General features: G+C 62.8%; 24 protein-coding genes. 10 read left to right on the top strand and 14 right to left on the bottom strand.

The features are described from left to right. Nucleotide 1: 1 nt before the first annotated feature. From map to dctM, 7 genes are all read left to right on the top strand, one after another. Complete coding sequence (map, locus tag HW090_RS09955) at nucleotides 2–769, top strand: type I methionyl aminopeptidase (RefSeq protein ID WP_179113384.1); 768 nt, start codon at nucleotides 2–4, stop codon at nucleotides 767–769. 115 nt (nucleotides 770–884) lie between these two features. Beyond that, entirely contained in the window at nucleotides 885–3,317 is a 2,433-nt protein-coding gene (locus tag HW090_RS09960) for a TonB-dependent siderophore receptor (RefSeq protein ID WP_179113385.1), read from the top strand. A gap of 112 nt (nucleotides 3,318–3,429) precedes the next feature. Then, on the top strand, nucleotides 3,430–5,244 hold the full coding sequence (locus HW090_RS09965; protein WP_179113386.1) for an ATP-binding protein: 1,815 nt from the start codon (nucleotides 3,430–3,432) through the stop codon (nucleotides 5,242–5,244). Then, nucleotides 5,241–6,635, top strand: coding sequence for a sigma-54 dependent transcriptional regulator (locus tag HW090_RS09970; RefSeq protein ID WP_179113387.1), 1,395 nt, complete (start codon nucleotides 5,241–5,243; stop codon nucleotides 6,633–6,635). Before HW090_RS09965 ends, HW090_RS09970 begins: the two co-directional genes overlap by 4 nt. Nucleotides 6,636–6,914: 279 nt before the next feature. Next, on the top strand, nucleotides 6,915–7,910 hold the full coding sequence (gene dctP / locus HW090_RS09975) for a C4-dicarboxylate TRAP substrate-binding protein DctP (RefSeq protein ID WP_179113388.1): 996 nt from the start codon (nucleotides 6,915–6,917) through the stop codon (nucleotides 7,908–7,910). Nucleotides 7,911–8,111: 201 nt separating this feature from the next. Beyond that, on the top strand, nucleotides 8,112–8,753 hold the full coding sequence (locus tag HW090_RS09980; RefSeq protein ID WP_179113389.1) for a TRAP transporter small permease: 642 nt from the start codon (nucleotides 8,112–8,114) through the stop codon (nucleotides 8,751–8,753). Continuing rightward, nucleotides 8,750–10,030: a C4-dicarboxylate TRAP transporter large permease protein DctM gene (gene dctM / locus HW090_RS09985; protein WP_179113390.1), complete on the top strand. Its 1,281-nt coding sequence runs from the start codon at nucleotides 8,750–8,752 to the stop codon at nucleotides 10,028–10,030. The genes HW090_RS09980 and dctM overlap by 4 nt, the downstream gene beginning before the upstream one ends. Before the next feature lie 78 nt (nucleotides 10,031–10,108). On the opposite strand, the gene HW090_RS09990 is transcribed toward dctM, so the two are convergent. Continuing rightward, entirely contained in the window at nucleotides 10,109–10,708 is a 600-nt protein-coding gene (locus tag HW090_RS09990; RefSeq protein ID WP_256930647.1) for a 2OG-Fe(II) oxygenase, read from the bottom strand. A 98-nt stretch (nucleotides 10,709–10,806) separates the two neighbouring features. Here HW090_RS09990 and HW090_RS09995 point away from each other — a divergent pair, with 98 nt between their 5' ends. Further along, nucleotides 10,807–11,538, top strand: a complete 732-nt coding sequence (locus HW090_RS09995) for a DUF2059 domain-containing protein (protein WP_179113391.1) — start codon at nucleotides 10,807–10,809, stop codon at nucleotides 11,536–11,538. Nucleotides 11,539–11,554: 16 nt separating this feature from the next. Here the strand turns inward: HW090_RS09995 and HW090_RS10000 are convergent, their stop codons facing one another. Next, nucleotides 11,555–12,487: an AEC family transporter gene (locus HW090_RS10000; protein WP_179113392.1), complete on the bottom strand. Its 933-nt coding sequence runs from the start codon at nucleotides 12,485–12,487 to the stop codon at nucleotides 11,555–11,557. 128 nt (nucleotides 12,488–12,615) lie between these two features. After that, nucleotides 12,616–13,548, bottom strand: a complete 933-nt coding sequence (locus tag HW090_RS10005) for an alpha/beta hydrolase (protein ID WP_179113393.1) — start codon at nucleotides 13,546–13,548, stop codon at nucleotides 12,616–12,618. Between the two features lie 123 nt (nucleotides 13,549–13,671). Between HW090_RS10005 and HW090_RS10010 the strand changes: the two genes are divergently transcribed. After that, nucleotides 13,672–14,262, top strand: coding sequence for a DUF6436 domain-containing protein (locus tag HW090_RS10010; protein ID WP_373416345.1), 591 nt, complete (start codon nucleotides 13,672–13,674; stop codon nucleotides 14,260–14,262). Nucleotides 14,263–14,352: 90 nt separating this feature from the next. On the opposite strand, the gene azu is transcribed toward HW090_RS10010, so the two are convergent. From azu to prlC, 10 genes are all read right to left on the bottom strand, one after another. Continuing rightward, nucleotides 14,353–14,802, bottom strand: a complete 450-nt coding sequence (gene azu, locus HW090_RS10015; protein WP_179113394.1) for an azurin — start codon at nucleotides 14,800–14,802, stop codon at nucleotides 14,353–14,355. 416 nt (nucleotides 14,803–15,218) lie between these two features. After that, nucleotides 15,219–15,845 (bottom strand): SCO family protein, encoded by a 627-nt coding sequence (locus HW090_RS10020; RefSeq protein ID WP_179113395.1) that lies wholly within the window; start codon nucleotides 15,843–15,845, stop codon nucleotides 15,219–15,221. A 146-nt stretch (nucleotides 15,846–15,991) separates the two neighbouring features. Then, on the bottom strand, nucleotides 15,992–16,204 hold the full coding sequence (locus tag HW090_RS10025) for a sigma factor-like helix-turn-helix DNA-binding protein (protein WP_179113396.1): 213 nt from the start codon (nucleotides 16,202–16,204) through the stop codon (nucleotides 15,992–15,994). Then, nucleotides 16,185–16,400, bottom strand: coding sequence for a hypothetical protein (locus tag HW090_RS10030; protein ID WP_179113397.1), 216 nt, complete (start codon nucleotides 16,398–16,400; stop codon nucleotides 16,185–16,187). Before HW090_RS10030 ends, HW090_RS10025 begins: the two co-directional genes overlap by 20 nt. Nucleotides 16,401–16,527: 127 nt before the next feature. Continuing rightward, nucleotides 16,528–17,589, bottom strand: coding sequence for a PA0069 family radical SAM protein (locus tag HW090_RS10035; protein WP_373416346.1), 1,062 nt, complete (start codon nucleotides 17,587–17,589; stop codon nucleotides 16,528–16,530). A gap of 98 nt (nucleotides 17,590–17,687) precedes the next feature. Continuing rightward, nucleotides 17,688–18,659 carry a bile acid:sodium symporter family protein gene (locus HW090_RS10040; protein ID WP_179113399.1) on the bottom strand — a complete coding sequence of 324 codons (972 nt, stop codon included), beginning with the start codon at nucleotides 18,657–18,659 and terminating at the stop codon, nucleotides 17,688–17,690. Nucleotides 18,660–18,781: 122 nt separating this feature from the next. Then, complete coding sequence (locus HW090_RS10045; protein ID WP_179113400.1) at nucleotides 18,782–19,618, bottom strand: class I SAM-dependent methyltransferase; 837 nt, start codon at nucleotides 19,616–19,618, stop codon at nucleotides 18,782–18,784. 91 nt (nucleotides 19,619–19,709) lie between these two features. Continuing rightward, nucleotides 19,710–20,492, bottom strand: coding sequence for a DUF1835 domain-containing protein (locus tag HW090_RS10050; RefSeq protein ID WP_179113401.1), 783 nt, complete (start codon nucleotides 20,490–20,492; stop codon nucleotides 19,710–19,712). Between the two features lie 72 nt (nucleotides 20,493–20,564). Further along, nucleotides 20,565–20,843 carry a YheV family putative zinc ribbon protein gene (locus HW090_RS10055; RefSeq protein ID WP_179113402.1) on the bottom strand — a complete coding sequence of 93 codons (279 nt, stop codon included), beginning with the start codon at nucleotides 20,841–20,843 and terminating at the stop codon, nucleotides 20,565–20,567. Further along, a complete protein-coding gene (gene prlC / locus HW090_RS10060; protein WP_179113403.1) occupies nucleotides 20,840–22,888 on the bottom strand; it encodes an oligopeptidase A in 2,049 nt (682 codons plus the stop codon). The genes HW090_RS10055 and prlC overlap by 4 nt, the downstream gene beginning before the upstream one ends. A 177-nt stretch (nucleotides 22,889–23,065) precedes the next feature. On the opposite strand from prlC, the gene HW090_RS10065 reads away from it, so the two are divergent. Continuing rightward, entirely contained in the window at nucleotides 23,066–23,614 is a 549-nt protein-coding gene (locus tag HW090_RS10065) for a gamma carbonic anhydrase family protein (protein ID WP_179113404.1), read from the top strand. 99 nt (nucleotides 23,615–23,713) lie between these two features. Here HW090_RS10065 and HW090_RS10070 read toward each other — a convergent pair whose 3' ends face one another. Continuing rightward, a complete protein-coding gene (locus tag HW090_RS10070) occupies nucleotides 23,714–24,325 on the bottom strand; it encodes a LysE family transporter (protein WP_179113405.1) in 612 nt (203 codons plus the stop codon). Nucleotides 24,326–24,338 lie beyond the last annotated feature (13 nt).

The following is a 24,338-nucleotide window of genomic DNA, read 5'->3' on the forward strand; positions in this document are numbered from 1 at the left end:
GATGACCAAGCGCCCGGAGGAAATCGCACTGCTGGCAGAGTCGGGACGACTGCTGGCGAGCGTGTTCGGCTACCTGGATCGGTTGAACCTGATCGGCATGTCGACCCTGCAAGTCAACGACATGGCTGAGCACTTCATCGTGAACGAACTCAAGGCACGCCCGGCGAGCAAGGGGCAGTATGGATTCGCCTATGCCCTGAACGCCTCGCGTAACAACGTCGTTTGCCACGGTGTCCCATCTGCCACGGAAATCCTGCAGAACGGAGACATCGTCAACTTCGACATCACGCTGGAAAAGAATGGGTTCATCGCCGATTCCAGCAAGACGTACCTCATCGGCGAAGTGTCCTTGCCGGCAACGCGGCTTGTGCAGGTGACCTACGAAGCCATGTGGAAAGGCATCAACGCCGTTCGCCCAGGCAACCGGCTTGGCGATATAGGCCATGCCATCGAGCGCCACGCCCGACAAAACGGCTACTCCGTCGTGCGGGAGTATTGCGGGCATGGCATTGGTCGTGAAATGCACGAACCACCCGAGGTGCTGCATTGGGGCCGCCCCAGGACCGGGCTGCTATTGCGCGAAGGCATGGTGTTCACCATCGAGCCAATGATCAACCAGGGACGTGACGCCGTCCGCACCAAAGGGGATGGCTGGACTGTCGTCACACTGGACGGGACGTTGTCCGCCCAATTCGAGCACACGGTGGCCGTGACGCGAGACGGTGTGCAGGTCTTGACGCTCAGACCCGAAGAAAGGCCGACGGGCTGAAGCAACCCGGCAGGAAAGCCTCTGCGGCGTGCGCAGAAAAAACATTCCCATCCGTGTCCGGTTTTCATTTCTCATTTCACCTATCTCCTGAAAGCACGCATAACAGGAGAGCTTCATGCACAAGCCCTGGCCCCTCGCCATCGCCCTATCACTGGCCCTGCTCGGCCCCACCGCCCATGCCACCGATGCGGCGGAAGTCCGCCAGCAGGCCGTCGCATTCAACCTGCCGGCCGACAGCCTGGCCAATACCCTGAACGCCATCGCACGCCAGACCGGCCAGGTCATCGCCCTCGACCCGGCCCTGGTGCAAGGCAAGCAGGCCCCGGCCATTCGCGGCAACTTCTCGCCCCTCCAGGCCCTGCAACGCGCACTGGACGGCAGCGATCTGGAACTGCGCGTCACCGGCAGCGGCAACTTCAGCGTCCAGCCCGCCAGCAGCGGCGGCAGTGCCCTGGAGCTGGGCGCCACCAGCATCAACAGCGGCCTGCTGCTGGGCGCGACCAGCGAGGGCAGCGGCTCCTATGCGGCGCGCGCCGTCAGCATCGGCAAAAGCACCCAGACACTCAGGGAAATCCCGCAGTCGGTCAGCGTCATGACCCGCAAGCTCATGGATGAAAAGAACCTGACCAGCCTGGAACAGGTCATGGCCAAGACACCCGGCATCACCTTCGGCCAACGCAACTTCGGCGCCCACGTGTTCCAGTCACGCGGCTTCGTGCTCGATGAAAGCAGCTACCTGATGGACGGCGTCCCGGGGCAGGCCTACACCGTGACTGGCTGGCTGCCGCCGGACACGGCGATCTACGACCGTGTCGAAGTGCTGCGTGGCGCGGCCGGCCTGCTGGTCGGTGCCGGCAACCCCGGTGGCGCGGTGAACCTGGTGCGCAAGCGCCCGACGGCGACCCCGCAATTCTCCATCACCGCCCGCGCCGGCTCCTGGGACAACTACCGGCTCGACCTGGATGGCAGCGGTAGCCTGAATGACGCGGGCACCCTGCGTGGACGCCTGGTCACCGCCTACGAAGACAAAGGCTCCTACCTGGACGAGAAGAAATCCCGGACGCCGCTGCTGTACGGCATCGTCGAAGCGGACCTTGGCAGCGACACCACGCTGACCCTGAGCCTGCGTCGCCAGACCGGCAAGATCAACGGCTATTCGATCTTCGGCCTGCCGCGCTACAGCGATGGCACGGCGCCGAACATCTCGCGCTCCACCGCCCTGGTGCAGGACTGGAACAGCCATGAAACCCGCATGAACGAAGCCTTCGCCGAGGTCGAGCACCGCTTCAACGACACCTGGAGCAACAAGACCTCGCTGACCTACTCGGACGGTGGCTTCAAACAGGCCATCGCCTATGCGCGCGGGCCTCTCGACCCGGTCACTCATGCGGGCTCGACATTCCGCGGCGTGCAATTCCGTCACCTTGACGTGAAAAGCATCGGCGCGGACACCCACTTCGAAGGCAACTTCGACGCCTTCGGCCTGACCCATCAACTGGTCCTGGGCGCCAACTGGTCCCGCCAGAACGTGACGGACAAGATGGCCGACATCTTCTTCTCCAGTGCCGACCGCGTACCGGTGAACATCTTCGACGTCGATCACCATGCCTTCGCCAAGCCGGCCCGACCGGCCTGGACCTCCGTCACCGACCTGGTCGACGAACAGTCTGGCATCTATGCCAATACGCGCCTGCGCCTGTCCGAACCGCTGAGCCTGGTGCTCGGTGCGCGCGTCAGCTGGTACAACTACGACTTCAAGTACAAGATCGGCGCTGGCGACTACACCACCAAGGAAAGCGGCCAGTTCACGCCGTTTGCCGGCCTGATCTACGACCTCGACCAGAACTGGTCCTGGTACGCCAGCTACTCGGACATTTTCCTGCCACAGAGCCGCTACCGCGATATCGGTGGCTCGCCGCTCAAGCCCGCCATCGGCGCCAGCTATGAAACCGGCGTCAAGGGCGAACTGTTCGACAAGCGCCTGAACCTCGCCCTCGCACTGTTCTACGTGAAGCAGGAAGACGTCTCCCAGGCGGATGACGAGGCCTACGCGGCAGGTATCCGCTGCACCGGCAACGACGCCTACGGCACCTGCTACAACAACGGCTCCATCCAGCGCAGCAAGGGCTTCGATGTGGAGGCCAGCGGCGAACTGCTGCCAGGCCTGCAAGTCATGGGTGGCTACACCTTCAACATGACACGCCAGAACAGCGGCGGCCCGGTGTCCAGCGAAACGCCCAAGCACCTGGCGCGCCTGTCGACCAGCTATATCGTTCCCGGGAGCCTGGAACGCCTCACCGTGGGCGGCGGCGTTTCCGCGCAATCGCGTTATGAGAACGAAACCTCGACCGGTCGCAAATACGGTGCTTCGGGCCGTGCGATCTGGGATGCCCGGGTCGCCTGGAAACTCGACCCGCACTGGCAGGTCAGCCTGACCGGGGAAAACCTGTTCGACCGCAAGTACTACATGTCGGCGGATGGCCTGGACCGGGTCAACCTGTTCGGCGAACCCCGCAGCTATGTCGTGACGCTGCGCGGCGACTTCTGACGCACTGGCAGGACGGGTGTCGCGCTGCGGCGCCCGTCCGCGTTCCGCCAGGGCCATTTCGGTTATCCCCACCGCTGCGTGCATAATGGCGCCGTCCCATAGGCGCACCGGCATGACCCTGACGCACACACCCATTTCCAGGCGCCCCCGCTGGCGCAACCTGGCGTTGCTCGCACTGCTGCTGGCACCGTTGCTCTGGCCCGTGCAACGGCTGGCCGAGCGTTACTACGTCAACGAGCTGACCGAGCAGAACCGCCAGACCCTCGACCTCTACGTCGCCAACCTGCTCGGCACACTGCGCCGCTATGAAGTCATGCCCCGCATTCTCGGCGAGCTGCCGACGATCCGCGCCGCGCTCTACCAGGCCGACGACCCGCAGACCCTGGACCAGGCCAACCGCCGCCTGAACGAACTGCGCAAGGAAACCGGCGCCGACGTCATCTACCTGATGGACACCGAAGGCTACGCGCTGGCCTCTTCCAACTGGGCCGAATACGACAGTTTCGTGGGCCGCAACTTCTCCTTCCGGCCCTATTTCATCGAAGCCCTGGAAGGCAAGCTGGGGCGCTTCTTCGGCCTCGGCAACACCTCCGGCAAGCGTGGCTACTACTTCGGCTCGGCGGTGCGCGACGGCGAGCGCATCCTCGGCGTGCTGGTGGTCAAGGTGGACCTCGACCACACCGAACGGCTCTGGGGCAACACACCGGAACGACTCCTGGTGACCGACAACTTCGGTGTCGTGATCCTTACCTCGCAGGATGCGTGGCGGTTTCGCGCCAGCCGTGCGCTGGACTTCGACGAGCGCGAGCAGATCGCCTTCAACCAGCCCTACCCGACCCTGTCACCGCAGGACCTGACGCTGGACATCAACCGCTGGCTGATCCAGAGCCACGAGTTGCGCGAGATCGACTGGACCGTGCGCATCCTTGCGCCGATGTCCATGGTCGAGCGCCCCGTGCGCACGGCGGTCGCCATCGGCGGCGCCACCCTGCTGGCGTTGCTGCTGTGGCTGGGGCTGCTGATGCAGCGTCGGCGGCACTTCATCGAACGGCTCAACCTCGATGCCCAGGCGCGCCAGCAACTGGAACAGCGGGTGCAGGAGCGCACCCGCGACCTGGAGTCCCTCAACAGCCGCCTGAAAACGGAAGTGCTGGAACGCGAACACACCCAGCAGGAGCTGGTGCGCGCCCAGGACGAGCTGGTGCAGGCCGGCAAGCTCTCGGCGCTGGGCACCATGTCCGCCAGCATCAGCCATGAACTGAACCAGCCACTGGCGGCGATCCGCAGCTATGCCGACAACGCCGGCGTACTGCTCGACCACCAGCGCAACGACGAGGCCCGCGACAACCTGCAACGCATCAGCGAGCTGACCGCACGCATGGCCTCGATCATCGCCCACCTGCGCGCCTTCGCCCGCCGCGATCGTCATGCACCGGAGCGGGTGGCGCTGCAACCGGCCATCGACGATGCCCTGGCGCTGCTGGCCAAGCGCCGCCAGTCGATGGGCGTCGAACTGATCCGCGACCTGCCCGAGGCCACGCTCTGGGTGCAGGCCGGAGAAACCCGCCTGCGGCAGATCCTCTCCAACCTGCTGGCCAATGCCCTCGATGCCCTCGGCGAACGGCCATTGCCACGGCGTATCTGGCTCAGCGCCGGCCAGGTGGACGACGGCGTGCGGCTGGTCCTGCGCGACAACGGCCCCGGCTTCAGCAGCGAAGCCATCGCCCGCGCCCGCGAGCCTTTCTTCACCACCAAGACCAGCGCCCAGGGCCTCGGCCTCGGCCTGGCGATCTGCGATACCCTGGTGCGTGCGCTGGATGGCGAACTGGAGTTCTCCAACCACCCCGAAGGCGGCGCCCAACTGACCCTGCGGCTGCGTCTGGCGCAACCGGCAACGGCCTTTCCCACCGAGGATTATCTGCAATGAGCGACAGCCCGATCGACAACCAGACCCAGGTCGTGCTGATCGACGATGACCCACACCTGCGCAAGGCCCTGAGCCAGACCCTCGACCTCGCCGGACTGAAGGTGGTCAGCCTGGGCGACGCGCGCGGCCTGGACGGCAGCCTGCCGGCGGACTGGCCGGGTGTGGTGGTCAGCGACATCCGCATGGCCGGCATCGACGGCATGCACCTGCTGGAACAATTGCAGGCCCGCGACAGCGAACTGCCGGTGCTGCTGATCACCGGCCATGGCGATATCCAGCTGGCGGTGCAGGCCATGCGCGCCGGCGCCTATGACTTCCTGGAAAAACCCTTCCCCAGCGATGCGCTGCTGGAGAGCGTGCGCCGTGCCCTGGCCCTGCGCAAACTGGTGCTGGACAACCGCAGCCTGCGCCTGGCGCTGGCGGACCGGCAGCAGTTGTCCGCCCGCCTGCTGGGCCAGTCCACCGGCATGCAGCGCCTGCGCGAGCAGATCGGCGCACTGGCCGGAACCCAGGCCGACGTACTCATCCTCGGCGAAACCGGCGCCGGCAAGGAGGTGGTGGCGCGCGCGCTGCACGACCTGTCGAGCCGGCGCAACGGCCCGTTCGTCGCCATCAATGCCGGCGCACTGGCCGAATCGGTGGTGGAGAGCGAGCTGTTCGGCCATGAGCCGGGGGCGTTCACCGGCGCGCAGAAGCGCCGCATCGGCAAGTTCGAATTCGCCAATGGCGGCACGTTGTTCCTCGACGAGATCGAGAGCATGAGCCTGGAGGTGCAGGTCAAGCTGCTGCGCATGCTGCAAGAGCGCGTGGTCGAGCGCCTCGGCGGCAACCTGCTGATCCCGCTGGATATCCGCGTGATCGCCGCGACCAAGGAGGACCTGCGCCAGGCGGCGGACCAGGGCCGCTTCCGCGCCGACCTCTATTACCGGCTGAACGTCGCGCCGCTGCGCATACCGCCGCTGCGCGAGCGCAATGACGACACCCTGGTGCTGTTCCAGCATTTCAGCGAGGCGGCGGCGGAGCGCCACGGCCTGGCGAACCGCGAGCTGCGCCCGGAGCATCGGGCCCAGTTGCTGTTGCACAACTGGCCAGGCAACGTCCGCGAACTGCAAAACACGGCGGAACGCTTCGCCCTCGGCCTGGACCTCGGCCTGGATGACGCGGTAGGAGAGCCTGCCGAGGCGCTACAAGAGAGTGCCGGCAACCTGGCCCGCCAGGTGGAAGCCTTCGAGCGCAGCCTGATCGCCGCGGAACTGGCCCGCCCCCATGGCTCCTTGCGCAGCGTCGCCGAATCCCTGGGCCTGCCACGCAAGACCCTGCACGACAAACTGCGCAAGCACGGACTCAACTTCAACGAACATGGCGGAAGCTCGCCGCCCGAAAACGACTGATTGGCGGAAATCCGCCAATCAGTCGCCGGAAAAGGAGGCTTCTCCCTGATTCCGCCAAGGCACCAGGGCGCATTCCAGAGCGATTTTGTAGCCAGCCTATAAAAACACTACCTATCGTCTTCGACGAAAGTCTAAGCCCTCGCCATTTGGCATAGGCATTGCTCTAGGGATCAGCCTGATCGGAGCACAGCGGCCATCATTCCGATATTCGGGGTCAGCTATCCGTTCACTGCCGAGTCGCCTCGAAGGCGCCTCACACCCAACAAGAGGAACACGATAATGTTCAAAATGACTGCCAAGGCGCTCGCTTGCGCCCTATCGCTGAGCATCGCCGGCATGGCCCAGGCGGCCGAGCCGATCACCATCAAGTTCTCCCACGTGGTCGCCGAGCACACGCCGAAAGGCCAGGGCGCCGTGCTGTTCAAGAAGCTCGTCGAAGAGCGTCTGGCCGGCAAAGTGAACGTCCAGGTCTACCCGAACTCCTCGCTGTTCGGCGACGGCAAGGAAATGGAAGCGCTGCTGCTGGGCGACGTGCAGATCATTGCCCCCTCGCTGGCCAAGTTCGAGCATTACTCCAAGGGCATCCAGATCTTCGACCTGCCGTTCCTGTTCGACAACATCGACGCGGTCGACCGTTTCCAGAAGAGCCCAGAAGGCCAGTCGCTGCTGACCTCCATGGAAAGCAAAGGCATCACCGGCCTGGGCTACTGGCACAACGGCCTCAAGCAACTGTCCGCCAACAAGGCCCTGCGTGAGCCGAAAGACGCCCGTGGCCTGAAGTTCCGCGTACAGGCTTCCGCCGTACTCGACGAGCAGTTCAAGGCGCTGCGCGCCGCACCGCGCAAAATGAGCTTCGCCGAGGTCTACCAAGGCCTGCAGACTGGCGTGGTAAACGGTGCCGAGAACCCCTACTCGAACATCTACAGCCAGAAAATGCACGAAGTGCAGAAGTACATCACCGAGTCCAACCACGGCCTGCTGGACTACATGGTCATCACCAACACCAAGTTCTGGGACGGTCTGCCGGAAGACATCCGCACCGAGCTGAGCGCCATCCTCAACGAGGTTTCGGTCGAAGTGAACCGCCAGGCCGAAGAACTGAACCAGGCCGACAAGAAGCGCATCCTGGAAGCAGGCACCACCGAGATCATCACCCTGACGCCCGAGCAGCGTGAAGAATGGCGTAACGCGATGCGCCCGGTATGGAAGAAGTTCGAGAAGGAAATCGGTGCTGACCTGATCAAGGCTGCCGAAGCCAGCAACCAGGCCAACTGAGTCGGAGCCAGGAGCCTTCCAGGCTAACGACTCCGCTGGAGAGACCAGCCGCTGCCCTCGACGGCATCGGCTGGTCTCCTCGTTCATCAAACCCCGGATAACGGGTCTTTCCACTCGGATCTGTACGAAAAGCATCTACGCTCGAATGAACCTGGCGGCTTTTCGTACCAATCCCAAACCCGGCTTCACTGGAGATTATCCATGCATGCTATCTCCCGCGTCTGGAACAACCTGGAGGAATGGCTGGTCGCCTTCCTGCTGGGCGGCATGACGCTGATCACCTTCTCCTATGTGGTGTTCAACAACCTCTATACCGTTTTCTATTCCCTGGGCGACTCCATGCCGTTCGGCGAAGATCTGTTCTTCGCCATCGGTGACGGCATCCTGTTCCTCGCCCAGGAAATGACCTGGAGCGTGGCCTTGACCAAGGCCATGTTCGGCTGGCTGATCTTCGTCGGTCTGGCCTGGGGTGTACGCATCGGCGCGCACATCGGCGTGGACCTGCTGGTCCGCCAGTTCAGCCGCGACGTGCAACGCCTCGTCGCCATCGTCGCCCTGATCGTCTGCCTGGGCTATACCGCGCTGATGGCCTACTCCAGCGAGCAATGGGTGGCCACGCTGTTCTCCGCCGGCATCGGCGCCGAGGACCTCGACCGTTTCGGCATCCAGCAGTGGCATATCGTGATGATCGTGCCCATCGGTTTTGCCCTGATGTTCGTGCGCTTCCTGCAAATCTTCATCCGCGTGCTGCAAGGCAAACAATATGGCCTGGGCCTGCACAGCGAGGCTGACGATGCACTGAAACTGGCTGATCAGGGCGCTACCGCGGAGCAAAAACAATGACCATCGCGTTTCTCTTCATCGCCCTGTTCGTGCTGATGTTCATCGGCATCCCGGTGGCGATCTCCCTGGGTCTGTCCGGGGCAATGACCATCCTGTTCTTCAGCAACGACTCCGTACGTTCGCTGGCGATCAAGCTGTTCGAGACCAGCGAGCACTACACGCTGCTGGCGATTCCGTTCTTCCTGCTGTCCGGTGCCTTCATGACCACCGGTGGCGTGGCCCGCCGCCTGATCGACTTCGCCAACGCCTGCGTCGGCCACATCAAGGGTGGCCTGGCTATCGCAGCCATTCTGGCCTGTACGCTGTTCGCCGCGTTGTGCGGCTCTTCGCCTGCCACGGTGGCTGCGGTCGGCTCGATCGTAATCGCCGGTATGGTGCGCTCCGGCTACAAGCAGGAGTTCGCCGCTGGTATCGTCTGTAACGCCGGTACCCTGGGCATCCTGATCCCGCCATCGATCGTCATGGTGGTCTACGCCACCGCCACCGAAACCTCGGTCGGCAAGCTATTCATGGCAGGTGTGGTTCCGGGCCTGCTGCTGTGCCTGGTGTTGATGGTGGCCATCTACATCATCGCCCGCATCAAGAACATGCCGTCGCTGCCGCGTGCGTCCTTCAAGGAAATACTCGAAGCCGGGCGCAAGGCGATCTGGGGCCTGCTGCTGATCGTCATCATCCTCGGTGGTATCTACTCGGGCATGTTCACCCCGACCGAAGCCGCTGCCGTAGCCGCTGTCTACGCGGCCTTCGTGGCGATCTTCATCTACAAGGACATGACCATCCGCGAATGCCCGAAGGTATTCGTCGAGGCTGGCAAACTGAGCGTGGTGCTGATGTTCATCATCGCCAACGCCATGCTGTTCGCCCACGTCCTGACCACTGAGCAGATCCCGCAGTCCATCACCGCCTGGGTCGTCGAGCAGGGCTTCACCCCGATCGAATTCCTGCTGGTAGTGAACATCGTGCTGCTGGTCGCCGGTACCTTCATGGAGCCGTCGGCGATCATCCTGATCCTGGCGCCGATCCTGTTCCCGATCGCCATGCAACTGGGCATCGACCCGATCCACCTGGGCATCATCATGGTGGTGAACATGGAAATCGGCCTGATCACGCCACCAACAGGACTCAACCTGTTCGTCACCTCAGCGGTCACCGGCATGCCGTTGACACGTACCATCGTCGCCGTGGCGCCGTGGGTACTGGTGATGCTGGCGTTCCTGGTGTTGGTCACCTATGTGCCGTTCGTCTCCCTGGCCCTGCCGAACTGGCTGGGTATGTAAGACGCGACACTGGAACAAAAAGACCCGGCCTTGGCCGGGTCTTTTTGTTCATGGGCGGGAGAAACGCCAGACGAGGGATCAGAACGGCTGGATGGCGCGCCGCCGGAACCAACCGGTCAGGGCCAGCCGGTCGACCGAGGTCGGCAGCACTTCATGGAGGACCTCGCCAGACATGAACACCACCAGGCTACCGGCCAGCGGCGCCACATCCAGAGGGCCCTGGGCGAGGTGCATGCGCATCTCACCGCCGTGCTCCGGCTGCCAGTCGTGGTTCAGATAGAGCACTGCCGTGACGGTACGGCTGTCATCGTCACGAAAGCGGTCGAGGTGAGGCTTGTAGAACGCCCCCGGCGGGTACAGGGCGAAGTGGCATTCGAACTCCTCGAGGCCGAGGAAGAACGCCTGGTTCAAGGCCTGCCGGAGTTCATCCATGGTCGCCAGGTAACGATCGCTGATGGCGGCCTGGCCGGGGTCGAGCCAGTCGATCTGATCCCCGCGAATCCCTTCCATCACCGCCACCCCCTCGCCCCTGCCGATGCCTGCGGGTGTGAGCGAACCTTCGCGCTCCCGACGGCGGCACTCAAGGACAAGATCGTGGGTCATATCTTCGCGAAGGAAGTCTTTTTGCAGCGCAAAGCCCCGGTTGGACAGCTCATCGATGATCGAGGTGAATGGCAAGGACGTCGCTCCTGAGAATAGGCTGGAGTCTAACCTGCCATATCGACAAACAAGCACCCGCACCACGAAAATAACCCACCCCCCATACAGGATTCGTCATGCGCACGCTCTTCACTTTCCTCCTGCTGGCCTTCAGCCTGCCCACCCTGGCCGATACCCACGCCACGCTCTATGCGGCGGCCGGTTGGCCCGAGCAGCGCCAGCACTTCAGCGAAACCCTCAACAGCGTGCAGCAGCGCTACAAGGACACGCTGCCGCCGGCAGTTTTCCAGGCACTGGTCAACAACAGCAACCAGCGCTTCGAACCCTCGGCCATGGACAGCAGGGCACAGGCGGCGCTGCGCCAGAACCTGCCCGATGCGCAACCGGCCCTGGCGTTCTTCGAATCGGAGCTTGGCCGCAAGATCGTCCAGGCCGAAGTGCTGGCGACCCGCCGTGACCAGTTGAACCGGCATGCCAACGGGTTGCCACGCATGGAGGCCGGCAGCAACCGGCAGTTGCTGATACGCCACCTGGCCCAGGCGATTCCCGCCAGCCAGGGCGCGGCGGAAGTCAGCCTGGCGCTGGCGGGCGTCGCGGCCGACAGCCTGAGCCAGATGATGCCGGGGCTGCTGGGCGGTGGCCAGACACAAGGCCTGCTGGAAAGCCAGCGGCAACGCCTGACGCAACAGGTGGAGGCTGATATCGACAATACGCTGCTGTACGTCTATCGCGAGTTGTCCGACGCCGAGTTGCAGGAATACGTCGACTTCGCCCAGTCAGAGGCTGGCAAAGCCTACTACCAGGCCACCTTGCAGGCCCTTCGCGCAGCATTGAAAACCGCGCCCTGACCGGCGGGAGGCTACTCTACAGCCCTAGCAACAGCAGCCAGAACGACAAGGTAATCAGCGAGCCCAGCGTGGAGAACAACACCACACGCGACACGCGGGCCGCTTCCCGGCCATGCAGCTCGGCCAGCATGAACGGCCCCGTCCCGGTCGGCAACGCGCTCAACAGTAACGCGGCCTGTACCCAAAGCTCGGGCAACGCGAACACCCGAGCGGCCAGGTACCAGGTCAGCACGGGCTGGACAAAGAGCTTCAGGAACACCAGCGGCCACACCCCCGTGACACGGACCGAAGGCTGCGGACGCGCCAGGAACAACCCCAGCGAAACCAGCGCACAGGGTGCGGCGGCAGCGCCGAGCAGCTCCAGCGACGTATTGACCCCCGTGGGCAATGCCAGGCCACCCGCGGCCCAGGCACTGCCCAGCACTGGCGCGATGACCAGGGGATTGCGTAGCAGCGATCCCACGACCGTCGACAGCATATCCCGTATGCGCCCGCCGCTGTGCAGGCCGACCTCGACGCAAGCCAGGGCAATCGCAAACAGCACGCAGACCACCACCAGCGACGCCACCAGCGCCGGCAGCAAGGCCTCCTGCCCCAGGATCAGCAGGCACAACGGAAAGCCGACGTAGCCCGTGTTGGCATAGGCCGCCCCCAGGCCGTCCAGGCTCGCATCCACCAGGGACTGGCGCTGCAACAGGCGGTAGACCAGGGTAAAGGCGAATACCCCCAGGCACCCGATGCTGAACGCCGCGATAAACCCCGGCTGCCACACCTCTTTCCAACTGGCGTTGGCGGTGATGCTGAACAACAGCGCCGGCAACCCGAGCCAGACCACGAAGCGGTTCAGTTCCGACGCGGCGGCAGGCCCGAGACGGCCCGTCCGGCTGCAGACGAAACCCAGCAGGATCAGTGCGAAAACCGGCAATACGACATTGAAGACCGAAGACATGGAGAGCCTGTAGCAACGAAGCGAACGGGGCAATCTACTGCAAAACGACAAGGGTCTGCACGTGCCAGCACTGCAGGTGCGCGCGGCGCACCCTACCTCGCGGACCGATAGTGGATACGTGCGTGCGACTAGCGCCCCAGCCGCTCGCTGAGGAACGCGAAATACCGACGACGCAGCGCTTCATGCTCATTGGCCAGGTGATGGCGCGCATCAGGCAGGCTGAGGATCTGCGGCGCATTGAACTTGCTCTGTAGCACCGGCAGGTTGTGGCGCCAGTCGACGGTCATGTCCGCCTCGCCCTGCACGATGATCGGGCTGTGGCTGCTCGCAGTCGCCGCTTCGATACGTGGAATCCAGCGCGCCAGCGCGCCGACCCAGGCCGTGGGCAGGACATTCGGCTGTAGCGGATCGCTGCGTTGCACGAACGCGAGAAAATCCGCATCACCGGAATTTTCGCTGAAGGTACGCGGTATCTTTTCCACGAAATGCCGCAACATCGCATAGCTCAGCCGCGACCAGCGCCAGGCGCGCGGCCTGACCAGCGGCGCCAGCAGGATGCTTTCCCCGGATACCCGTTGCTCCGGCCGGCTGAGCAGGCGATCCAGCACGATTGCCCCTCCGGTACTCTGCCCGAGCAAGTGCCAGGGTTGCGGCAAGTCCAGCAGGGCCGCCTGCGCCAGCAAGCCATCCAGCACGGCCTGGTACTCATCGAATTCGTTGATGCTGGCCCGCGCCCCACTGGACAGGCCATGCCCCGGCAGGTCGCAGGCCAGCACGGCGAAGCCCATCGCCAACCCCCATTCGAGAACATGGCGATAAAGGCCCATATGGTCGTAGTAGCCATGCAGGATCACCAACGTGCCCCGTGGCTGTTCCGGCCACCAGGCCTGGGCGACCAGTTGGTACTGCGCAACGGCGAAACGCCACAAACGGCTCTGCACGGCGGGCTGCTCAAGGCCGTAATACGCCTGGTACTGGCGGGCCAATGGCGACAACTCGCCCGCCTGCTCCAGAACAGGCAGGCTGTCACGCAAGAGATCGGGCTGGATTCGTTCGGGCATGGGTCTTTTCTTTCCGATACAGGCGGGCCGATATTCAGCTTTAAGGCATGACATGGCAAGCTGACGCTCATCGACACGCTCCAACGGGCGCGCCGACGCTGCATCCTTTCGAAGACCGCCAGCATGACTGCGGGTAATACCATGTCCACGCGCAACAAATATCTTTTCATCGGCCTGGCCTGCCTGGTCTGGGCCATCGCCATGTTGCTCGCCTACCAGTGGTATCAGGCACGCTACCTGCGCCCTTTCGACCAACGTACCGAGATATTCTCCGGTGAGGCGCTGGCACTGCCCGACGCGATCGCCGGCCCCGGCCCTGTCCGCGTCGTGCATTTCTGGGACCCGGCCTGCCCGTGCAATGTCGGCAACCAGCAGCACCTGGCCGAGCTGCTCGCGCACTACGCGGACAAAGGCGTCGACTTCTACGTGATACAGAAGCCTGGCACCCAGGGCAGCCTGTCACCCCAGTTGTCGGGCCTGAAGCCGCTGCAAGGGCTGCCCGGCTCAGCCGAACTGCCAGCCAGCCCGGCCGTGGCCATCTGGAACAACGACGGCCAGCTCGGCTACTTCGGCCCCTACAGTGAGGGCGCAGTCTGCAATGCGAGCAACAGTTTCATAGAGCCGATCATCAGTGCCCTGTTGCAGGGGCGTGACGTCCAGGCCACACGGGCGCTGGCCGTGGGCTGCTTCTGTGACTGGAACGCGCCAGGCTAAAGCCGTGAGGACACACTTGACCCGGACATGAAAAATCCCCGCCTTCTGACGAAGAACGGGGATTCTTGTTACTGGCGAAATCCTTGGGGATCAGTCAACCAGTTTCAGGGTGCCGCGCATGATGGAGAAGTGGCCCGGGAAGGAGCAGAAGAAGGCGTATTCTTCGCCAGCAGCCAGCTTGGCAACGTCGAAGGTAACGCTGTCGCTCTCGCCACCGCCGATCACTTTGGTGTGCGCCAGGACACGAGCGTCGGCGTCATTGACGTAGTTCTTGTCCAGGCCCTGGGCCATGCCCTCGGCGGAGACCGGCTGGAAGTCGCCCGCTTTGGTCAGTACCCAGTTGTGACCCATGACCTGCTTGGGCATGGTGCCGGCATGTTTCAGGTTGACGGTGAATTCCTTGCAGCTCTTGCTGACATCGATGTTCTTGACGTCCCAGGTCATCTGGTCGGTACCGGTAACGGTCACAGAGCAATCGGCGGCGAATGCAGGGACAGCGGCCATAGCCAGAACGGATGCAACGAGTACTTTACGAATCATGGCAACTCCTAAGGGTTTGTTGTGGGTGAATCGATAACAGTCGCCGAATCTCTCTCGCTCGGCTTCACATACGACGATGGGGCTTTATCTGTCACCCGCCTTCGCCTTGTTTCTCGACCGGTTCATCCGACCATCAACGGGTTTCGCCTGCTTTGATACGTGTCAGCAACACAGCAGATTCTCATACGCTTTTCTCATTATGCCCGTTGCCCAGGTACGTGCCACTCCCTCACAGGTAGCGATTGACTACGCACTTGGTGCCGGCTCCAGCCTTAACAGGCCGTTGAAAAACTACCTGCATTGCCATCGCTGCGTTAAAAACAGGCTCGAAATGCTCATTTACCACTCGTAAACTGCGCTTTCTCGCCTATTTTTGCCTTGCGCTGGCGGCTTCGGCTACGTTTTTCAACGGCCTGTTAACGAATCAACGGCTGCAACTGTTCGGCCAGTTGCTCGACCTTCAAAGGCCCACGGATGAAACCCCGCTGGCGACCGTCCGGCCCGATGATGGCCAGGTTGCCGCTGTGGTCCACCGTGTAGTTCTCACTCTTGCCATCGGCCGGGATGAAGGGAATGCCGACCGAGTTGGCCAGCTTCTGGATATCGGCCAGGGGACCGGTCAGCCCCTGGAAGCCGGACTTGAAGTAGCTCAGGTACTGCTTGAGCTGCTCCGGCGTGTCCCGCTGCGGGTCGACGCTCACCAGTATCGGCTGCAACCGCTCGGCGAGTTCTACCGGCAGCATCTCCTTGACGCGACGCAGGTCGACCAGGGTCGTCGGGCAGATATCCGGGCAGAAGGTGTAGCCGAAAAACAACAGGCTCCAGCGTCCGGTCAGTTGATCGACCTGGACCGCCTCACCATCCTGGTTGATCAGGGACAGTTCCGGCAGCGTTCGCGCTTGCGGCAACAACACGATACCGGCCTCGACCAGCCGCGCCGGATCGAGATCGGCGGGTCGGTCGAATACCCTGGACAAGGCCAGGCCGACGATCAGTGCGACCAGGGCCAGAGAGATGAAAACCGTTTTCTGGATGCGTGTCATGCCCCGTCTCGAATCTCGAACATTTGGAAAGCCGGATAGTGATCGACCTGAGGCGCAATGAACAGCATCAACCGGCATGCAGCGCCGAATTTTCAGGTCCCCATTGCCGCATGCGTCCTGTTGTCACGGCATGAAAAGCCTCTGCATCAGGCCTGTAAATGACGGATGAACGTCATCGCCTCGACCAGGCGCCGCTCCACTTCGGAGGAAGGAATACTCAGGGACAGCGCGATCTGCTCTATCGACAATCGCTCCCGTGTGCGCAACAGAAATACCTGGGACATATCCTTGGGTAACGCGATCAGCGCATGCTCTAGCGCAACCCGGGCCGTGCAGCGCTCAGCGTACGGTGTCTTCATGTGCAAGCCCTGGTTCGCGTTGCAAAACGTCTCCAGTGACTTGCCATACCCGCTCCAGTTCCTCGAAAGCGGCTTTGTTGCGTACATCGGCCTTCACCCAGTCAATGAGTTCCTGCAGATGGGCCGGCTCTTCGGGCTCCCCCGTGACGGCCAACAATAGTTCGGCGGCCTTTGCGAAGCGCTCGTCATCTACCATGTGACTGTCCCGATCCATAATGACTTCCTCTGTTACTTTTAGCTAATATGGAATTTGCAATTCAATCTACAATAACTGGCCAACCTTTATCCAGCCAATAAATATTTCCATCATTGACACCCTCCGTTCAGAACAGATTCAACTGCTGCCCCGGTGGAGAGAAACGGCTGCTATCCAGCGCCCAGGCCTCGTCGCGACGCGAAAAAGCCAGGCGTTTGCAGGCCAGGCGAAAACGCTGGGCCAGTAACTCGGCGAACACACCCTCGCCACGCATACGACTGCCGAAGCGGCTGTCATACACCTGGCCACCCCGCGACTGCCTTATCAGGCTCATCACATGCCCGGCTCGCTCGGGAAAGTGCCTGTTCAACCAGTCCTCGAACAACCCGGCCACCTCATGGGGCAGGCGCAGCAGGATATAACCCGCCGAGGCGGCTCCTGCCGCATGGGCAGCCTCCAGCAGATGCTCCAGTTCCATGTCGTTGATCATCGGGATGACGGGGGCGCACATCACACCAACCGGTACACCGGCCTCATGCAGCCGTTCGATGACCCGCAAGCGCGCCGCCGGGGAAGCCGCGCGCGGCTCCAGGATGCATTTGAGCGGATTATCCAGAGTCGTGAGGCTGACGGCCACACTCACCAGGCGCTGCTCGGCCATGGCCGACAGAAGGTCGAGATCACGCAGTATCAACGAACTCTTGGTGATCAGATGCACGGGGTGGCGAAAGCGCAGCAGCACTTCCAGGGCCTGGCGGGTCAGACGCTGTTCACGCTCCAGTGGCTGATAGGCATCGGTGTTGATACCCAGCGCAATGGGGCTTGGCTGGTAGCCGGGGCGGCTCAGTTCTTCCTCCAGACGCTCGGCCAGGTTGCTCTTGGCGATCAGGCGGGTTTCGAAATCGAGCCCTGGCGAGAGGTCCCAATACGCATGGGACGGTCTTGCGAAGCAATAAATACAACCGTGCTCACAGCCACGGTAGGGGTTCACCGAACGGTCGAAACCGACATCCGGGGAGCGATTATGGCTGATCACCGAGCGGGCCTGCTCGAAGCGCACCTCAGTGGCCTGGCAGGCCGGGACGTCCTGCTGCCAGCCATCATCGAAACGCTCGCCATGGGTAGGCGCGAACCGGTTGGAAGGGTTGCAGGCCGTACCACGGCCTCGCGGCGTAGAAATACTGTCCAAGGCCATGCTCCGATACTGTATATAAAAACAGTATCAGATCATGAAAATTACCATTGAGGAAGCCGTCACGAAATCGCGATGCGACTCAGAACAGGTGCTCAGGGCTGTTCGGGCCTCTGCGCATAGCGCTGCGCCAGCACCGCGCAAACCATCAACTGAATCTGGTGGAACAGCATCACCGGCAGGATAATCAGGCCGATGCCCCCGCCCGCGAACAACACCTGGGCCATGGGCACCCCGGTGGCCAGGCTTTTCTTGGAGCCGCAGAAAAGAATGGTGATGCGATCTTCCAGGGAAAACCCCAGGCGCTTGCCCAGCCAGGACGTGATGAGCAGAGCCAGGGCCAGCAGCAGCGTACAGGCGAACAGCAATGCCGCCAGGGTCGACAGCGGCAATTGCTGCCAGATGCCTTCGATCACCGCTTCACTGAACGCGGTATAGACCACCAGCAGGATCGACCCCTGGTCGACGTACCTGAGCCAATTTCGGTTGCGCTGCACCCAGCCACCGATCCAGCGCCGCATGATTTGCCCGGCGATGAACGGCAACAGCAATTGCACGACGATCTTGCCCACCGCATCCAGCGTCGAGCTGCCCTCGCCCTGTGCCCCCATCAGCAGCAATACCAGCAGCGGCGTCAGGAAGATGCCGATCAGGCTGGAGGCCGCTGCGCTGCAGATGGCCGCCGGAATATTGCCGCGAGCCAGCGATGTGAAGGCGATCGCCGACTGCACCGTGGCAGGCAGCGCACAGAGATAGAGGATGCCCAGGTACAGCTCGGTCCCCACCAAGGGTGCCAATACAGGCTTGAGCAACAGGCCAAGCAGCGGGAACAGGATGAAGGTGCAAGAGAACACCAGCAGGTGCAGGCGCCAGTGGCCGGCACCGGCGATGATCGCGTCGCGCGACAGCTTGGCGCCATGCAGGAAGAACAGCAGTCCGATCGCCAGGTTGGTGATCCAGCCGAACGCCACCGCGGTCTGCCCGGAACAGGGCAGCAGCGAAGCGATGCCAACCACGGCGATCAGCGTCAATGTGAAGTTATCGGGCAAGAGACGGGGACGGGCCATACATATTCATCCAGGAGAAACGAAATCACAGGGAACCAGGCGTCCCCTCGCTAGCGACCCGACAATCTACCCTGAGTTGCCCCGGTCGACTAATACTCCGGCCCTTTTTCTCCTGAAACGACTCAATCCGTATGGCGTTCGAAGACCGCATGCACCAGCCCTGGCGCCAGTCGGTTCTTGAGCCAACGAATACGCGACAGCAGCGACAGGATGGGCATATAACGCGGCCAGGGCTCGGCGTAGGTCAGGCACTCACGCAGCCGAAGGCCCTCGACCTGGGCGATGAATGCCGGCAACTCCCCCAGCTCGATGCCCCAGGGCATCGGCGGCGCCGTATAGCGTGGCGTCGGCTGCCAGCCCTTGAGCGTCTTGCGGGAAAACCATGGCGGGATGGTATCGAAGAACAACTCGCCCTGCCCCAGGCGCGCGACGATGGCTTTCAACAGCGCCAGCACCTGCTGCTCCTCGAAATACATGAAAAGCCCTGCGGCACTGATGAAGACCGGGCCGCTCTGCTCGCTGACGATCCGCTCCAGCCAGGCATGGTCCAGCGCCGAACACTCGACCAGGTAATTGCGCGAGGACTCGGGCAGTAGCCGACGGCGGATGGCGATGGACTCCGGCAAGTCCACGGAGTACCAGTCGACACGGCCATTGTCGACGCGCCAGAACTGGGTCTCCAGGCCTTCCCCCAAGGCGACCACCGCACCTGAAGGGTGACGCTTGAGGAAATCCCGAACCCGTTCGTCGGCATAGCGGGAGCGAATGGCATGGGCGGGATGGGGCTTGCCGAAATGGCCACGGAAGTCGTAGTTCAAACGCCGCACCAGCCCCTCGCCAAGAGGATCATCCAGCAAGGCATCGCCTCCCTGTGAATGACGTGAACGGTTCCAGACCGTCATCAGCATGGTTTCCGGAACCCCCTGAAGCTCCGGCGTTATCGGCTGTTGTACCGTCATGACGAATATCCCCCGTCCGTGTGCGATCACCTCCCCTCGAGGTGACGCCCCACACTTAACGAAAGATATTCTCATATGAGAAATTAGTACATTAAGTTTTGTTCACCCGCCGAACGCACCAGCCGGCATAACCTTCGCCAGCCTGGCCTTGCGCCTCGATAAGGCTTTCTCCTGCCAGGACCCTGGCGCGCCAGAACAGCAGCATGTCCGTGGCGAAGAAACCATCGCAGCCTTTCATGACATCGGCCATGGCCTGGGCCAGGGGATGCCAGTGTGGTTGGATCGCAGCCAGCAACTGCGCATCGATGCGGGTGAAGTCCTCGCCATGGAAAGCCGCGTCCTGCCAGCGTCGGACCCAGGCGTTCTCCTGCACGGCCTGGCGCCACTGCCCGGCCAATATGCGCTGGCGCTCAGCAGTGACCCGACGAGACCGATAGAGGGCAACCAAGGCCTGTGGCTCATGCATGGACACCGCCCGGCGCCTGCCAACCGAACTGTCGCCGGTGCCGCAGGCCACTTCCCACAGGGCGGTGTCCGAGTCGAGCAGCACCTCCGCCACACGCGCCAGCAGCAATTGCTCGGAAGCGCTGTCGCCATGCCAGACGGTTACCGAACGTTCTTGCCGGGGCAGACCGGCCAGCCATTGCGCATCCTCGCTCAGGGACTCATCGAGCTTCGGCAACGGCGGCATCCCGGCAGGCCAGACGGTACGCCAGAACTCGGCCCGCACACGACAGGGCGGCAGGTCTGTATCGTGCAGAGGCCCGACCGCCAGGTCATCGCGCAAGACCCGCAAGGCTGACCGCGCGCCTTCAGCTCCGAGAACGAAGGACACGCCTTCCACCGCTGCATCGCCACACACCAGGTGCCACATACCGCCCCCTTCCCTTATCGACGGAACAGCTTGGCCAGCGAGCCATGACGCTCACGCACAAACGCTCGGCGCCTAGGGTTTCTTCAAGCGTGGATTGGGGAAGAACTGCACCGTCTGCACCGCAGGATCGGGAGCCTTGGGCTTCAGCGCGCTGATATTGACCCGGGTCGGCAGCTCGCGTGGCACCGAGTTGCCACGCTCATCCAGGGTATCGCTGTAGCCGCACTCGACGCATTCGCGGTGCGGTACACCATCCACGTTCCACATGCGGATGCAATCCGTCGCACTGCACGCCGGGCACACCGCACCGGCGATGAAACGCTTGGACGTGACCACCGGTGCTTCGCTCATGCCGCTTCTCCGCTCAGCCCCAGGTGGCGTAGCAAGGCATCGGTGGAAGGCTCGCGGCCACGGAAATCGACGAACAACACCATCGGCTCCTGCGACCCACCACGGGCCAGGATCGCCTGGCGGAAGGCGCGGCCGGTATCGGCATTGAACACGCCCTCTTCCTCGAATTTCGAGAAAGCATCGGCAGACAGCACCTCGGCCCACTTGTAGCTGTAGTAACCCGCTGCGTAACCGCCCGCAAAGATGTGCGCGAAGCTGTTGGGGAAGCGGTTGTAGGCCGGCGGACGCAGCACCGAAACCTCGTTGCGAATGGCTTCGAGCACCTCCAGCACGCTGCGCCCATCGCCATGACTGGCATGCAGCTCGAAGTCGAACAGCGAGAACTCCAGTTGCCGCACCATCATCAGCCCGGACTGGAAGTTCTTCGCTGCCAGCATCTTCTCCAGTTGCGCCTGGGGCAGCGCCTCGCCGGTCTGGTAGTGGCCGGAGATCAGCGCCAGGCCTTCCGGCTCCCAGCACCAGTTCTCCATGAACTGGCTGGGCAGTTCGACCGCGTCCCAGGCCACGCCATTGATACCCGAGGCGCCAGCGTGTTCGATCTGGGTCAGCAGGTGGTGCAGGCCGTGACCGAACTCATGGAACAGCGTGGTGACTTCGTCATGGGTCAGCAGCGCCGGCCGCTCGCCCACCGCCGGGGTGAAGTTGCACACCAGGTTGGCCACCGGGCTGACCAGCTTGCCTTCGGCATCGCGGCGCTTGTCGCGGGCACCGTCCATCCAGGCACCGCCGCGCTTGTTGGCACGGGCGTAGAGATCAAAGAAGAAGCGCCCTACATGCGCACCGTTTTCACGAATTTCGAACAATCGCACATCCGGGTGCCAGCCATCGAAACCTTCCAGCTCGTGGATCTCTATGCCATACAAGCGTTGCACGATGGCGAACAGTCCCGACAGCACCTTGTCGATCGGAAACCAGGCGCGCAGTGCTTCCTGGTTCAGGTCATAGCGTTGCTGACGCAGTTTTTCCGAGTAGTAGCCGACATCCCAGCTTTGCAGGTCATCCACGCCATGCTCGGCGACGAACGCCCGCAGTTCGGCAAGGTCCTGCTCGGCGAACGGCTTGCTGCGCACCGCCAGGTCGCGCAGGAAACCCAGCACCTGGTCGGTGGAGTCGGCCATCTTGGTCGCCAGCGACAATTCGGAATAACTGCCGAAGCCCAGCAGCCTGGCCAGTTCCTGGCGCAGATCGAGTAACTGCTCCATCACCGGACCATTGTCGAACTCACCGGCATTCGGCCCCTGGTCGGACGCCCGCGTACTGTAGGCGGCATAGACTTCCTCGCGCAGGGCGCGGTCGTCGGCATAGGTCATCACTGCGTAGTAGCTGGGAAACTCCAGGGTGATAAGCCAGCCCTCAAGGCCCTTGGCCTGTGCCGCCTGTTGCATCTGCGCCCTGGCCGAATCGGTGATGCCGGCCAATTGCGCTTCATCGGTGACGTGCTTGCTCCAGGCCTGGGTGGCATCGAGCAACTGGTTGGAGAAACGGCTGGCCAGTTCCGCCAGCTTCATCTGGATCTCGCCGAAGCGCTGCTGCTCGGCCTCAGGCAGGTCGATACCGGACAGTCGGAAGTCACGCAGCGCATGCTCGATGATGGTCTGCTGCGCCACATCGAAACCCGCGGCCTCGGGGCTCTGGCTCAGGGCCTGGTAGGCCTCGAACAGCCCACGGTTCTGCCCCAGTTCGGTGTAGTAGGCCGACAGCTTGGGCAGGCAGGCCTCATAGGCGCTGCGCAGTTCCTGGCTGTTGCAGACGGCGTTCAGGTGGCTGACCGGACTCCAGGCCCGCGCCAAGCGCTCGTTCAACTCGTCAAGGCCAACCACCAGGGTGTTCCAGTCCAGGCTCGCCGCCGGACGCTGCAACAGCGCCTGCAAGGCAGCGCGGTTGTCACTGAGAATGCTATCGACCGCTGGCTCGACGTGCTCCGGGCGAATCTCGGAATACGGCGGCAGGTCGAAGCGTTGCAGGAGAGGATTGTTCAGGCTCACGTCAGGCACCCAACGGAATGAATGGCAAGAAACTGCGACCTTGGGATGTAGCAGCCACTGAAAACACTGGCGAAGGCACACCGGTAGTTTTCAACAGCCTGCTAGGATGTAGGTCCAGCCGGCAGGCCATCATCTTAAATACAATCGGCCTTTCGCGCAGCCTGGGAGGAGACAAAGGTGACAATTCGCAGTTTTCGAGGCATCACCCCTAAGCTGGGTGACGGCGCATTCGTCGATGCATCGGCCGTGGTACTGGGCGATGTCGAACTCGGCGCAGACAGCTCGGTCTGGCCGCTGACAGTGATTCGCGGCGATATCCACCGCATCCGCATCGGTGCCCGCAGCAATATCCAGGACGGCAGTGTGCTGCACATAACCCATGCCAGCGCCTTCAATACCGACGGTTTCCCCCTGACCATCGGCGACGAAGTCACCGTGGGCCACAAGGTCACCCTGCATGGCTGCACCCTGGGCAACCGGGTGCTGGTCGGCATGGGCAGCATCGTGCTGGACGGCGCGGTGGTCGAGGACGAAGTGATGATCGGCGCCGGCAGCCTGGTGCCCCCCGGCAAACGCCTGGAAAGTGGTTACCTCTACGTCGGCAGCCCGGTCAAACAGGCCCGCCCGCTGAGCGACAAGGAACGGGCCTTCTTCAGCTACAGCGCGGACAACTATGCACGGTTGAAGGATCAGTACCTGGCCGAGGGTTATGACGCGAGTGAATGACCTGAAAGAACGCTGAAGTTCCACGTGGAACCACGCTTTCAAGATAAATAACAACAGTGTACGGAGAGACGCCCCAAGCGCCTCTTCTACATAAAATCGTCAATTCAGGGTCAGCTTGATCCCGAATCCGACCAGGCACAGCCCTGCCAGCTTTTCCAGCAATCGCGAGATACGTGGATTGGCCCGCATGCGTTCCGCCAGGAAGTGGGCACTCAGCACCACCACCAGACCATAGAGAAACGTGAGTACGGCAATGGTCGCCGCCAGGAAGGCGAAAGTCTGCATACCCTGGTGGCGCACCGGGTCGATGAACAGCGGGAAGAAGGCCATGTAGAACACGATGGCCTTGGGATTGAACAGGGTGATGATCAGCGCCTGACGCAGGTAGTGGCGAGCCTTGATGTTCAGTGTCGGCGCCGCCCCGGGTTTGGCCAGCAGCATGCGCAGGCCCAACCAGATCAGGTAGGCCGCGCCCAGCCATTGCACCAGGTGGAAGGCCGCCGGATAGGCCTTGAGCAGTGCGGCGACACCTGCCACCGCCAGCCACATCAGCACCTGGTCGCCGAGGATGATGCCCAGGGTCGAGGCCAATCCACCGAGAATCCCGCCCTTGCTGGTGGACAGGATCAGCGCCAGGTTTCCCGGCCCCGGGATGGCCAGCAGAAGGATGAAAGCCGCCACGAAGGCACCGTAGTCCGTCACACCGAACATATTTCCTTTCCCT

Origin of the sequence: Pseudomonas sp. ABC1, from assembly GCF_013395055.1 — a bacterium.
Classification (GTDB): Bacteria; Pseudomonadota; Gammaproteobacteria; order Pseudomonadales; family Pseudomonadaceae; genus Stutzerimonas.